This window comes from Nocardia sp. NPDC055321 (assembly GCF_053645575.1).
Map to the genome: position 1 here is coordinate 121,233 of NZ_JBSHMS010000015.1, position 13,080 is coordinate 134,312.

General features: G+C 70.5%; 12 protein-coding genes. 11 read left to right on the plus strand and 1 reads right to left on the minus strand.

Going from position 1 to position 13,080, the window contains the following annotated elements; genetic code table 11:
- The first annotated feature begins 220 nt into the window (after positions 1–220).
- The 7 genes from ACWIGI_RS24125 to ACWIGI_RS24155 all read left to right on the plus strand — a co-directional run bounded on the left by ACWIGI_RS24125 (position 221) and on the right by ACWIGI_RS24155 (position 4,527).
- Positions 221–571, plus strand: coding sequence for a hypothetical protein (locus ACWIGI_RS24125; protein ID WP_454204705.1), 351 nt, complete (start codon positions 221–223; stop codon positions 569–571).
- Positions 568–1,752: a TadA family conjugal transfer-associated ATPase gene (locus ACWIGI_RS24130; protein WP_454204706.1), complete on the plus strand. Its 1,185-nt coding sequence runs from the start codon at positions 568–570 to the stop codon at positions 1,750–1,752. The genes ACWIGI_RS24125 and ACWIGI_RS24130 overlap by 4 nt, the downstream gene beginning before the upstream one ends.
- 465 nt (positions 1,753–2,217) lie before the next feature.
- Entirely contained in the window at positions 2,218–2,877 is a 660-nt protein-coding gene (locus ACWIGI_RS24135; protein ID WP_454204707.1) for a type II secretion system F family protein, read from the plus strand.
- Positions 2,874–3,524: a type II secretion system F family protein gene (locus ACWIGI_RS24140; protein ID WP_454204708.1), complete on the plus strand. Its 651-nt coding sequence runs from the start codon at positions 2,874–2,876 to the stop codon at positions 3,522–3,524. Before ACWIGI_RS24135 ends, ACWIGI_RS24140 begins: the two co-directional genes overlap by 4 nt.
- 54 nt (positions 3,525–3,578) lie before the next feature.
- Positions 3,579–3,794, plus strand: coding sequence for a DUF4244 domain-containing protein (locus ACWIGI_RS24145; protein ID WP_454204709.1), 216 nt, complete (start codon positions 3,579–3,581; stop codon positions 3,792–3,794).
- Between the two features lie 17 nt (positions 3,795–3,811).
- Positions 3,812–4,129: a TadE family type IV pilus minor pilin gene (locus ACWIGI_RS24150; protein WP_454204710.1), complete on the plus strand. Its 318-nt coding sequence runs from the start codon at positions 3,812–3,814 to the stop codon at positions 4,127–4,129.
- A gap of 65 nt (positions 4,130–4,194) precedes the next feature.
- Positions 4,195–4,527: an Rv3654c family TadE-like protein gene (locus ACWIGI_RS24155; RefSeq protein ID WP_454204826.1), complete on the plus strand. Its 333-nt coding sequence runs from the start codon at positions 4,195–4,197 to the stop codon at positions 4,525–4,527.
- Between the two features lie 366 nt (positions 4,528–4,893).
- On the opposite strand, the gene ACWIGI_RS24160 is transcribed toward ACWIGI_RS24155, so the two are convergent.
- On the minus strand, positions 4,894–7,290 hold the full coding sequence (locus ACWIGI_RS24160; RefSeq protein WP_454204711.1) for a DEAD/DEAH box helicase: 2,397 nt from the start codon (positions 7,288–7,290) through the stop codon (positions 4,894–4,896).
- A gap of 436 nt (positions 7,291–7,726) precedes the next feature.
- Between ACWIGI_RS24160 and ACWIGI_RS24165 the strand changes: the two genes are divergently transcribed.
- From ACWIGI_RS24165 to ACWIGI_RS24180, 4 genes are all read left to right on the plus strand, one after another.
- Entirely contained in the window at positions 7,727–7,930 is a 204-nt protein-coding gene (locus tag ACWIGI_RS24165; RefSeq protein WP_029925108.1) for a cold-shock protein, read from the plus strand.
- 268 nt (positions 7,931–8,198) lie between these two features.
- On the plus strand, positions 8,199–11,147 hold the full coding sequence (topA, locus tag ACWIGI_RS24170; RefSeq protein WP_454204827.1) for a type I DNA topoisomerase: 2,949 nt from the start codon (positions 8,199–8,201) through the stop codon (positions 11,145–11,147).
- A 106-nt stretch (positions 11,148–11,253) separates the two neighbouring features.
- Entirely contained in the window at positions 11,254–11,760 is a 507-nt protein-coding gene (locus ACWIGI_RS24175; protein WP_454204712.1) for a DinB family protein, read from the plus strand.
- Positions 11,761–11,816: 56 nt separating this feature from the next.
- On the plus strand, positions 11,817–13,034 hold the full coding sequence (locus tag ACWIGI_RS24180) for a DNA polymerase III subunit delta' (RefSeq protein ID WP_454204713.1): 1,218 nt from the start codon (positions 11,817–11,819) through the stop codon (positions 13,032–13,034).
- Positions 13,035–13,080 lie beyond the last annotated feature (46 nt).

Genomic DNA, 13,080 nt, shown 5'->3' on the forward strand with positions numbered 1-13,080 from the left:
GTTGGTGCACGGTAGAGCGTCTCGGGCTGTGGACGCGGGAGAAGTGCGACCGGGCGACTCGCGAGCACCGCGTTTTCTCGGTGTTCCCGTGTGCGCCGGTGGCGGGGCGTGCCCGGCCCAGGGGACGGACGCGGGGGAGGCGCGGCCGGGCGAGACTCAGGCACCGCGTTCCGGTGTTTGTGCGTGCGCTGGCGGCGTGTGCCCGGCCCGGGGGACGGACGTGGGGGACGTGCGGCCGGGCGAGCTGTACGCGCCGCGTCCTTCCGATGACCGGTGGCGGGTGCGCGGTGTGGTGCGCTGGGTGGGGGACGTGGAGGAGCGGCGGCGGCGGATCGTTACGGCGCTGCGCGTCATCGGAATCCGGGCAGGGCGCGGTGGAGCTGCGCGGTGGATTCGGTCGGTCGATGCCTGGGAGCTGATGTGGCGGGTCGCGCGGGTGGCGGGCCCTCGCGGCACGCGGACGCTCGAGCGCGGTGCCATTCGGTGGGCCCGGCTCATCGCCGCCGCGGAGCGGGCACGCCGGGTCGTCCGGGTGGTGGCGCGCGGTCGCGGTCCGGGTGCGCGGAGGTGAGCGGACTGGTGACCGCGGAGCTCTTGGACCGGGTGCGGGAGCGGCTGGCCGACGGCGCGGGGGATCCGGAGCCCGCGCGGGTGGCCGCCGCCATTCGAGCCGAAGCCGGTGGGGTGCTGGGGGATACGGACCTGCTGCGCGCGCTGCGACTGCTGCAGACCGAACTCACCGGCGCGGGTGTGCTCGAACCGCTGCTGCACGATCCGGAGGTCTCCGACGTGCTCGTCACCGCGCCCGACGCGGTGTGGGTGGATCGCGGTCACGGCCTGTGCCGGGCGCCGGTCCGCTTCGCCGACGAGGCTGCGGTGCGCCGGCTGGCTCAGCGGCTGGCGCTGGCCGCGGGCCGCCGACTGGACGACGCCCAGCCCTGGGTCGACGGCCGGCTCGCGGGAATGGAAGCCGCCCTGGGCAATTCGTTCGGCGTGCGACTGCACGCGGTCCTGTCGCCCATCGCCCACGGCGGCACCTGCCTGTCGCTGCGGGTGCTGCGCCCCGCGACCCAGGGCCTGGCCGCACTCGCCGCGGCGGGGACGGTCCCGGCCGAGGCGAAAGCGCTGCTGCGGCGGATCATTCGGGCCCGGCTGGCCTTCCTCGTCATCGGAGGTACCGGCGCTGGAAAGACGACGATGTTGTCGGCGCTGCTGGCCGAGGTCGATCCCGCCGAACGCATCATCTGCGTGGAGGATGCCGCCGAGCTGGCCCCGCCGCACCCCCACGTGGTCCGGCTCGTGGCCCGTCCCCCGAACGTGGAGGCCGCGGGCGAGGTGACGGTCCGCGACCTGGTCCGCCAGGCCCTGCGCATGCGCCCCGATCGCATAGTGGTCGGGGAGGTGCGCGGCGCCGAGGTCGTCGACCTGCTGACCGCCCTGAACACCGGCCACGACGGCGGTGCCGGCACCGTGCACGCGAACTCCCCTCGCGAGGTTCCCGCTCGCCTGGAAGCCCTTGCCGCCCTGGGCGGTATGTCCAGGTCTGCCCTGCACAGCCAGCTGGCCGCCGCGATCCAGGTGGTCCTGCACGTGCGCCGCGACCCCGCCGGCTCCCGCACCCTCCGCGAGATCGGCCTGATCACCACGACGGAAGGCCGGGTCCACATAACCCCCGCATGGACGATCGACTCCCGCCCGGCCCCCGCGGCCCCCGCCCTCACAACCCTCTTGGACGAAAGGACCACCCCGTGACGACCTCCGACCCCGACTCCACCCGACCCACCCGAGATCAACGCTGCGCCAAACACTTTCAATGGCGCCGCACTCAACCCCCGGGGCTATCACCGTCTCCCCACCTCGACTGCGACGCCCCGATCCCCTACCTCCCCACCAACCGCCACCTCCCGCCCTTGAAACCTCAGCGCCCCAGGCGAACACCCCCGTCGCGCTCCGACTTCGACGCGGACGGGGAAGCCGAACCGTGATCGCCGCCGTGCGGTGACGCGGGCTCCATGACTTATCGCGGGTGCGTGTTCCAGGTGGGTGTCCGAACAGGGGGTGGTTGATGTGGTGGTCGGAGAGTGGGGGATGGCGGCGGCCTGTGCGGGGATCGGGTTGGCGGTGCTACCCGGGCCGGGTGGGCGGCGGCGGTTCGGGGCGGTGTTCGGTGGGAAGCGGGGTGGGTGGAAGGGGCTGCGGGGTGGAGGGATTCGGGTCGTGGCCGGGGTGGGGATGGTGGTGGGGCTACTCGTCGTGGGGCCGGGGGTGTTCGTGGCGGGGGCATTGGTGGTCGGGACCGTGGGGGTGCGGATGCGGCGGGGGCGGGCGGAGCGGCGGCGGGTGCGGGAGCGGGGAGAGTTGATGGAGGGGTTGGAGACGGTTATCGGGGAACTGCGGATCGGGGCGCATCCGAGTGCGGCCGTGGGGGTCGCGGCTCGGGAGGTGACGGGGGTCGTGGGGCGAACCTTCGGGGTCAGTGCGGCTCGGAGCCGGTTGGGCGGGTCCGGGGCGGAGGCATTCCGGCGGGCCGACAGCGCGGTTCCGGAGGAACTGGCCAGGATCGCGGCCGCTTGGGAGGTGGCCGAGCGGCACGGGCTGGCGCTGGCAGAGTTGTTGGCGGCCACGCGGGTCGATCTGGTGGGGCGGGGGAGATTTCGCGAGCGGACCCGGGCCGCGCTGGCCGGGGCCCGGGCCACCGCGGGGGTGCTGGCGTTTCTGCCGGTGCTGGGAATCGGGTTGGGCCAGTTGATGGGAGCCGGACCGTTGAGCGTGCTGTTCGGGTCGGCGGCGGGCAGCTGGCTGCTGCCGCTGGGGGCCGGGCTGACCTGTGCGGGACTGCTCTGGACCGATGCCATCACCGAGCGGGTGCTGCGATGAACGCGTTCGTGCCCGCGCTGCTGTGCGCCGCGCTCGCGCTGCTGGCCGTACCGGGGCATCTGGTGCCCGCACAGCGATTGCGCGCCTTGCGGATCCGGACCGACAGGAGCGCCGCGGGATCGGATATGAGCGGCGCGGGCGGGCCCGGTGAGACACCCCGAGCCGCTGGGGCGCCGGCCTCCGCGCCCACCGACCCACTCGGGATCGCGGGCGCCCTGGATCTCTTCGCCGCCTGTCTGCGCGCGGGGCTGCCCGCCGCTGCCGCCGCCGGAGCGGTCGCGCCCACGACGCCGGAACCCCTGGGCGCGGTCCTGCACCGAGCCGCGGATCTGCTTGCGCTGGGCGCGGATCCGGTGACCGCGTGGGAACAGGCGACTGCGGGCTGCCCGGACGAATCGGTGGCCGCGCTGGCGCGGATGGCCCGCCGGTCCGCGCGCTCGGGCGCCGGATTGGCCACGGCGGTGGCCGAATTGGCCGAACGGCGGCGCGCGGGCGCCGAGGACGCGGCCGCCGCCCGCGCCGAACGGGCCGGCGTCCTCATCGGCGGCCCGCTGGGTCTGTGCTTCCTGCCGGCCTTCGTCTGCCTCGGCATCGTGCCGGTCGTGATCGGGCTGGCGGGCCGAGTGCTGGGCGGGGGCCTGCTGTGAACGCCAACTGTGCCGGCGCGGAACCGCCGCGCCGGAACGAGGAAGGGGACAACCATGCGAGCTGCGACGCGGAACGCCGCCTGGGAGCTGCGCAACCGCCTGCTGTGCCTGGCCACGGCCGAGGACGGCATGAGCACCGCCGAGTACGCCATCGGGACGATCGCCGCGGCGGCCTTCGGGGCCGTCCTGTACGGGGTGGTGACCGGGGACAGCATCGTGAACGCACTGACCAAGATCATCGACAAGGCGCTGAAGACCTCGGTCGGCTGATCGCGGGGGAGCGCGGCATGGCCACCGTGGAGGCCGCGCTGGCCCTGGCCACCCTCGTCGCCGTGGTCGCCCTGTGCGCGGGCGCGCTCCTGGCGGCCGCCGCGCAGGTGCGCTGTATCGACGCCGCCCGGGAAGCCGCGCGACTCACCGCGCGCGGCGACGCCGACCGCGCCGTCTCGGCCGCGCGGCGGGTCGCCCCGCCGAACGCGGAGATCACCGTCCGACTGGAAGGCGACCTGGTGACAGTAGTGGTGAGCGCCCGCTCACCACTACTGCCGCTCACCCTGCGCGCCGAAGCGGTGGCCGCTCGCGAACCGGGGGAGGTGCCGGAGTGAAAGCGCCGCCCGCCTGCCCGTCGTTCGGGAAGTCGCACCCCGCGACACGCTCGGACGCGGGCGGTGTGACCGTCGCCGCATGTGTGTCCTTGCTCGCTCTACTGACGTTCACGCTGTTGACGGCGCAGGTGGGGGTCGCGATCGCGGGTCGCCACCACGCACAGTCCGCGGCCGACCTGGCGGCGCTGGCCGCGGCGGCGGACTCGACCGCCGGAACCGCCGCGGCCTGCGCGCGGGCCGTGGACATCGGGCGGCGGATGAACACGAGGGTGGTGTCCTGCACGGCCGTCGACTGGGATGTGACCGTGGTTGTCGAGGCGCGAATGGCGCTCGGCCCACTCGGGACCCGTGTGGTTCGCACGCAGGCGCGCGCCGGACCTGTCTCCGATAGCGAGTAGTCCCTCGTCAATGGCGACTATCTCGTACTGAGCGGTTGGTTAGGAATTGCATGGCGCGGACCACACTGCGTGTCGGTGTATGTCGATATTGGATGAAAGTGGTAGGCGAATAGTTCGGTCGCCGATCACATTGCAATTCGCGCGGGAAGTCTGATCGGAAAGAATGCACAGGTAAATGGGTGATCGACATTATCGAACGGAGCAATCGCTCAGTTAACAGGATCACATCCCTTTTTATTCGACCGCGGCCTCCGATCGGGCCGGCGGACGCCGCAGGGCTCTCGAAGCCGCCCGATACCGGCCAGCGCCCCGGTACCCGACCGGGCGGTCTGATGATGCTCCGGCCTCGCCCCGGAGACGGTCCGATCACGGTTGGGTGGCCGGACCGTCACCTTCGCCGAGCTCGGTCAGCACCGCCGTCAGCAGCCGTGCCGCACCCGCCTTGTCCAGGGGATTGTTGCCGTTTCCGCACTTGGGAGACTGGACGCAGGACGGGCAGCCCTGCGCGCACCCGCAGGAGGAGATGGCGGCCAGGGTGGCCGCCAGCCAGTCCCGCAGCCGCGCGAATCCCCGTTCGGCGAAGCCCGCGCCGCCCGGATGCCCGTCGTAGACGAAGATCGTCGGCAGCCCGGTGTCGGCGTGCTCGGCGGTCGACACCCCGCCGATGTCCCATCGATCGCAGGTCGCGACCAGGGGCAACATCCCGATCGCCGCGTGCTCGGCCGCGTGCAGCGCGCCCCCGGCCTGCCGGGGATCGATACCCGCCCGGGCCAGCAGCGCGGGCGTCACCGTGTACAGCACCGCCCGCGTCGGCAGCGTCTGCGCGGGCAGGTCGAGCGGAATCATGTCCAGCACCTCGCCCGAGGGCAGCCGCCGCAGGTAGCCGATCACCTGGCGGGTTACGAAAACCTTCGCGAAAGCGGTCGTGACCGGCCCGTATTCCCGTTCCTCGCAGATCTCCTCGATCTCGATCGTGGTCACCGCGCGGGCGCTGGTACTCCACCCCGGGGTCTCGGCGCGCACGAGTGCCACACCCTCCTCCAGGTCCAGTTCGTCGACCACGAAACTCTCGCCCTGGTGCAGGTGGACCGCGCCTTCGTGCAGCGTGGCGGGTGCGCGACCGGCATCGGTGGTGCCGAGCATGCGCCCGGTCTCCACGTCGACCACCGCGATGCCCGCGCCGATGCCGCCGCGCACGTCGACCTCGTCGTGGGGGAGGGTCTCCGCCGTGGTGAACCAGCGGGCGGTCCCTTCCTTGCCGGTGCCGGGCCGGCGTCGGATCAGACCCTGTCGGGCCAGGTCGGACAGCAGATCCCAGGCTCGGAAGTGATGGACCTCGGCGTCGGTGAGCGGATGTTCCAGGGCCGCGCACAGCAGGTGCGGCCCGAGCACGTACGGGTTGTGCGGGTCGGTGATGGTCGCCTCGACCGGCCGTCCGAGCAGCGCCTGCGGGTGATGCACGAGGTAGGTGTCCAGCGGATCGTCCCGCGCGATGAGCAGCACCAGCGACCCCTGGGTCCGGCGTCCGGCGCGCCCGGCCTGCTGCCAGAACGAGGCGACGGTTCCGGGGTATCCGGCCACCACCACGGCATCGAGCCCGGCGATGTCCACCCCCAGTTCCAGGGCGTTGGTCGTGGCCGCACCCAGCAGGGATCCTTCGGACAGCGCCGCTTCCAGCGCCCGCCGATCCTCGGCGAGGTACCCCGCGCGATAGGCCGCGACACGCCCGGGAAGTTCGGCGTCGACATCCGCCAGAATTCGCCGGGTGTCCATGGCGATGGACTCCGCGCCGACCCGCGAGCGCACGAAGGTGAGCGTCCGCGCGCCCTCGGTCACCAGATCGGCCATCACCCGGGCCGCCTCCGACCCGGCCGAACGCCGCACCGCCGCACCGTTTTCCCCGGTCACGCCCCCGCCGATGAGCGGCGGCTCCCACAGCGCGACGGTCCGCGAACCGCGCGGCGACCCGTCCTCGGTGACCGCGACGCAGGGCGCTCCGATGAGTCGCGTGGCGGTATCCGCGGGTTCGGCGGTGGTCGCCGAGCACAGCACGAACACCGGATCGGCCCCGTAGCGGGCGGCGAGCCGGCGCAGCCGGCGCAGCACCAGCGCCACGTGGGACCCGAAGACGCCCCGGTAGGTGTGGCATTCGTCGACCACGACGTAGGTGAGCTGCCGCAGCAGCCGAGCCCAGCGTGCATGTGAGCGCAGCATGCCGATATGCAGCATGTCCGGATTGGTGAAGACCCAGCGGGCGTTGGACCGTACCCACTGCCGGATCTCGAGCGGAGTATCGCCGTCGTAGGGCGCGGCATGAATGCTCCGGAGTGGATCCGCGCAGGTCAGGTCATTGATCATGCGCAGCTGGTCGGACCCGAGCGCTTTCGTCGGCGCTATATATAGGGCTGTCGCGCGCGGATCGGCCTGCAGCGCGGTGAGCACCGGTAGCTGGTAGGCCAGCGACTTCCCGGACGCGGTGCCGGTGGAGACCACCACGTTGCGGCCCTGAAAGGCCAGGTCGGCGGCTTCGACCTGGTGGGTCCAGGGCGCCTCGACCCCGGTGGCGCGCACCGCGGCAACCACGTCGGGGGATGTCCATTCGGGCCAATTCGTGACCTGAGCCGCACGTGAGGGCAGTTCCGCGACATGGGTGAGACGTGGGTCCCCCGCACCCGCCCCGGTTAGGACACGATTCAGCAACGATCGACCGTAGCTGTGATCGCCGTAATCGCCCGTCGCGTCCGCCGTATCCGCCGGATTCATCCGCGGGGCGTCCCGGCGGGCGCCGCGGGTGCGAAAGGTGTGTACGTGCCGGGCGCGACCTGCCATTTCACTACCGAGTAGCGGCTTGGCTCGCAGGCGGTTTGCCGGATGCTCGCTCTGTTATCAGGAAGCAAACCTACTTCAAGTACGGATTTGGGCATTATGCCCCTCACCTGCGCATTCGCAAGATCAACTTTTTTGCAAATTGTGGGTAACTCGGCTGTTGAATTGAGCGAAGACATGGTTCACTGGTTCCTGGTCGCAAGCTTCTGTGTTCGAGGGAACGGATCCAAAGTCCAAACCATCAAGCAGGATCGATGTTGCGAACGGTGTACTGATGGCTTTCCTGCAGGGGGAACAGAGTACAGCGGTCTCAACGGACCCGGTGGACGAACCTACTTGTCTACCGTTCCGGTATGGAAAGAGAAGGAACAGAATGGCACAGGGAACTGTGAAGTGGTTCAACGCGGAGAAGGGGTTCGGCTTCATCGCGCCCGAGGACGGCTCCGCTGACGTCTTCGTCCACTACTCCGAGATCCAGGGGTCGGGCTTCCGCACCCTCGAGGAGAACCAGAAGGTCGAGTTCGAGGTCGGGCAGGGCACCAAGGGCCCGCAGGCCACCGGTGTTCGCGCGCTCTGATTAGAGCTCTAGACCACAGGTACTCCGTCCCCCATCGCCGCCGGCGGTGGGGGACGACCCATATCCGGACCCATTACACTCGGTCACAACCCGGGGCCACATCGTCGCTGCGACCGAGGCGCGGCATCTGAACAGGGTATAAACGTTGCTGGCAGCGATATAAGTAGTCGCAGCCGTTTGCCCCAGCCGCTTACGGCGCGCACACCTAGCGCCGCGCGGATCTACAGGAAAGGTGTGTTCGCCGGTGGCAACACGAGACCGCGGTGCAGTGCCGAACTCCAAGGCAGCGCCCGACCAGGGCCGCCCCCTGCGTCGTCTCGTCATCGTCGAGTCACCGACGAAGGCCCGCAAGATCGCGCCGTATCTGGGCCGCGACTACGTGGTCGAAGCCTCGGTGGGCCATATCCGGGACCTGCCGCGCGGTGCGGCGGACGTGCCCGCCAAATACAAAGGCATGCAGTGGGCCCGGCTCGGTGTCGACGTCGACAACGACTTCGAGGCCATCTACGTCGTGAGCCCCGATAAGAAGGCCAAGGTCGCCGAGCTCAAGAGCCTGCTGGCCGACGCCGACGAGCTCTACCTCGCCACCGACCCCGACCGTGAGGGCGAGGCCATCGCCTGGCATCTGCTCGAGACGCTGAAGCCGAAGGTGCCGGTCCGGCGCATGGTGTTCCACGAGATCACCGAGCCGGCGATCCTCGCGGCGGCCGCCGACACGCGCGACCTCGATCAAGATTTGGTGGACGCGCAGGAGACCAGACGCATCCTCGATCGGCTCTATGGCTATGAAGTCTCGCCGGTGCTGTGGAAGAAGGTCATGCCGCGGTTGTCGGCGGGCCGCGTGCAGTCGGTGGCGACCCGCGTCATCGTGCAGCGCGAGCGTGAGCGCATGGCGTTCCGTTCGGCGGAGTACTGGGACATCGCGGCCAAGCTCGACGCCGGCGATCAGGGCGAGAGCAACCCCCGCGTCTTCGGCGCCCGCCTGGTCAGCGTCAACGGCGCCCGGGTGGCCAGCGGCCGCGACTTCGGTTCCGACGGACAGCTCAAATCCTCCGCGACCAGCGGAAATCCCGGTGTGGTCGTGCTCGACGCCGCGTACGCGCAGGCGCTGGCCGGGTCGCTGCACGGGGTGGACCTCGCGGTCACCTCGGTCGAATCCAAGCCGTACACCCGCAAGCCCTACGCGCCCTTCATGACCTCGACGTTGCAGCAGGAGGCCGCGCGCAAGCTGCGCTTCACCTCCGAGCGCACCATGCGGGTCGCGCAGCGGCTGTACGAAAACGGCTACATCACCTACATGCGAACCGATTCCACGACGCTGTCGGAATCCGCGATCCAGGCCGCCCGGACGCAGGCCACCCAGCTGTACGGCGCGGAGTACGTGAGCCCGACGCCGCGGCAGTACACCCGCAAGGTCAAGAACGCGCAGGAGGCACACGAGGCGATTCGCCCCTCCGGTGATGTGTTCATGACCCCGGGGCAGGTGCATTCGCGCGTCGACAACGACGAGTTCCGCCTGTACGAGCTCATCTGGCAGCGCACCGTGGCCTCGCAGATGCAGGACGCGCGCGGCACCACGCTGACCGTGCGGGTCACCGGCACCGCGAATTCCGGTGAGGAGTGCGTGTTCTCGGCCTCGGGCCGGACCATCACCTTCGCGGGCTTCCTCAAGGCGTACGTGGAGAGTGTCGACGAGGAGGCGGGCGGCCAGTCCGACGACGCCGAGTCGCGCCTGCCGGTGCTGACCGAGGGCCAGGGCGTGACCGCGGTCGAGCTCGCGCCGGACGGGCACACCACCAACCCGCCGCCGAGATTCACCGAAGCGTCGCTGATCAAGACGCTGGAAGAGCTCGGCATCGGCCGTCCTTCCACCTACTCCTCGATCATCAAGACCATTCTCGATCGCGGGTACGTGTACAAGCGCGGCAGCGCGCTGGTGCCGTCCTGGGTGGCGTTCGCCGTGATCGGCCTGCTGGAGGCGCATTTCGGCCGGCTGGTCGACTTCGACTTCACCGCGGCCATGGAAGACGACCTCGACGCCATCGCCGGCGGCCGCGAGCAGCGCGGAAACTGGTTGTCCAGCTTCTACTTCGGCGGTGACATCGGCGCGGAGGGTTCGGTCGCGCGCGAGGGCGGCCTGAAGAAGATGGTCGGCGAGCGGCTCGACGGCATCGATGCCCGCGAGGTCAACTCGATCAAGCTCTTCGCCGACGAGGAGGGCCGCGATGTCGTGGTCCGGGTCGGCAAGTTCGGTCCCTATCTCGAGCGGATCATCGTCAATCCCGATGACCCGGACGGGGATCCGATCTCGCAGCGCGCGAATCTGCCCGATGATCTGCCGCCGGACGAGCTGACCAACGAGGTCGCGGAGAAGCTGTTCTCCACGCCGCAGGAGGGTCGTTCGCTGGGTGTGGATCCGGCCAGCGGGCACGAAATCGTCGCCAAGGAAGGACGTTTCGGCCCGTACGTGACCGAGGTGCTGCCCGCGCCCGCCGAAGAGGTCGAGGTCAAGAAGGGCGCGAAGAAGCCCGAAGCGCCCAAGCCGCGCACCGGCTCGCTGTTCAAATCCATGAATTTGGAGAGCATTACGCTCGAGGACGCGCTCAAGCTGCTGTCGCTGCCGCGCGTGGTGGGTGTGGATCCGGCGTCGAACGAGGAGATCACCGCGCAGAACGGGCGCTACGGCCCGTATCTGAAGAAGGGCACCGATTCGCGGTCGCTGACGGGTGAGGATCAGATCTTCTCGGTCACCCTCGAGGAGGCGCTCAAGATCTACGCCGAGCCCAAGCGGCGCGGCGGTCAGGCCGCGACCGCGCCGCCGCTGCGCGAGCTGGGTGTGGATCCGGTGTCGGAGAAGCCGATGGTGATCAAGGACGGCCGGTTCGGTCCGTACGTCACCGACGGCGAGACCAACGCCAGTCTGCGCAAGGGCGACGAGGTCGAGTCCATCACCGACGCGCGGGCTTCGGAGTTGCTGGCGGATCGGCGGGCGCGCGGGCCGGTGAAGAAGGCGGCCAAGAAGACGGCGAAGAAGGCCGCCGCGAAGAAGACCCCCGCCAAGAAGGCCGCGACCAAGACTGCAGCCAAGGCCACCGCGACCAAGGCGACCGCGACCAAGGTGGTCAAGAAGGCGGCCGCGAAGAAGGTCGCCAAGAAGACCGCCGACGGTGCCACGACCAAGGCCGCGGCAGCCAAGAAGGCGTCCGCTTCCCAGTAGTCCGCGAGTGCGATCGCCCGCTTCGGCGGGCGATCTGCCCGGTGGAGTGCGTCGGGGTCCTGCCGTAGCGTGTAGGCCGATACGCACCCAGGGGAAGGATCAGCGGATGACCGTCGACAACGAGCGTGAGCAGTTGATCGCGTTTCTCGCCGAGGAGCGGGACCTCTTTCGGATCACCCTGCGCGGGTTGACCGACGAGCAGGCCCGGCAGCGCAGCACGGTCAGCGAACTCACCCTCGGCGGTCTGCTGCACCACATCAACAACTGCGAGCGGCACTGGACGACGATCCTGGTCGAGCGCGACGAGAACGCCGAAATCGATCTCGCCGCAATGGATTCCGAGTACAAGATGGGTGCCGACGAGACGGTCGCCGGACTGCTCGCCGAGTGGGAGGCGACCGCCGAACACACCGCGAAGGTGATCCGCGAACTGCCGACCCTGGACGACACCGTTCCGCAGCCGATCGCGCCGTGGACCCCGGAGCCGGTGCGGCTGCCGGTGCGCTGGGTGCTGCTGCACATCCTGCGGGAGATCTCCCAGCACGCCGGGCACGCGGACATCATCCGCGAGGCGGTCGACGGGGCGAATTCCACGTATTCGCGCATGCCCTGACGCGCCGCGCCCGGCGGGGAGCGGGGGTGTCGGGGGCCGACAGTAGGGTGTACGGCGTGGCAGGAGTCTTCGATCGGCTGGTGGGGCAGGACGCGGTCGAGTCAGATCTGCGGGTCGCGGCGGTGGCCGCGCGGGGTGGCGCGGGGGTCTCGGCCTCGGCCATGACCCATTCGTGGCTGTTCACCGGACCGCCCGGGTCGGGCCGATCCGAGGCGGCGCTGTGTTTCGCGGCGGCGTTGCAGTGCACGGATCCGGAGACGCCCGGGTGCGGAAACTGCCACGCGTGCACCACGACGATGGCCGGAACCCACGGCGACGTGCGCCGGGTCGTGCCCGAGGGCTTGAGCATCACCACCAAGGAGATGCGGTCGATCGTGCAGGTCGCCGCGCGCCGTCCCAGTACCGGGCGGTGGCAGGTGGTGGTGGTCGAGGACGCCGATCGCCTGACCGAGGGCGCGGGCAACGTGCTGCTCAAGGTGGTCGAGGAGCCGCCCGCGCGGACGGTGTTCCTGCTGTGCGCGCCGTCGGTGGATCCGGAGGACATCTCGGTGACGCTGCGTTCGCGGTGCCGGCACGTGCACCTGTCGACGCCGTCGGCGGACGCGATCGCGCGGGTGCTGCACGAGCGTGACGGGCTGCCGGCCGATCAGGCGTCCTGGGCGGCGGCCATCAGCGGCGGCCATGTCGCGCGGGCGCGCAGGCTGGCGACCGACGAGGACGCGCGGGCCCGGCGCAAGCGGGCGCTGGCGCTGGTCGCGGCGACCGCTCGGCCCGGGGTGGCCTACACCGCCGCCGACGAGCTGGTGAAGTCGGCCGACGACGAGGCCAAGCAGTTGACCGTCGGCCGTGACGAGCAGGAACGCGAGGCGCTCGCGACCGCGCTCGGCGCGGGCGGCACCGGTAAGGGCGCGGCGTCGGCGACCCGCGGTTCGGTCGGCGTGCTCAAGGAGTTGGAGAAGCGCCAGAAGTCCCGCGCGACCCGCACCGGCCGCGATGCCCTGGACCGCGCGCTCATCGATGTCGCGGGCCTGTACCGCGATGCCCTCGCGGTCCGGTTCGGCGCGGCGACCGCCGACTCGAAATCCGGTGTGACACTGACGCATCCGGATATGGCCGATCAGATCCGCGAGCTCGCGGGCGATGTCCGCCCCGAGGGCCTGCTCCGCTCGATCGAGGCGGTCCTGGATTGCCGCGAGGCCCTGGAGACGAACGTGAAGCCCCGCTTCGCGGTGGCGGCGATGGTCGCGACCCTGATAGCGGCCCGCTCCGCGTGACCGTGACCACCGATTTTCGCGATCCGGCACCGAGACGATAGACTCG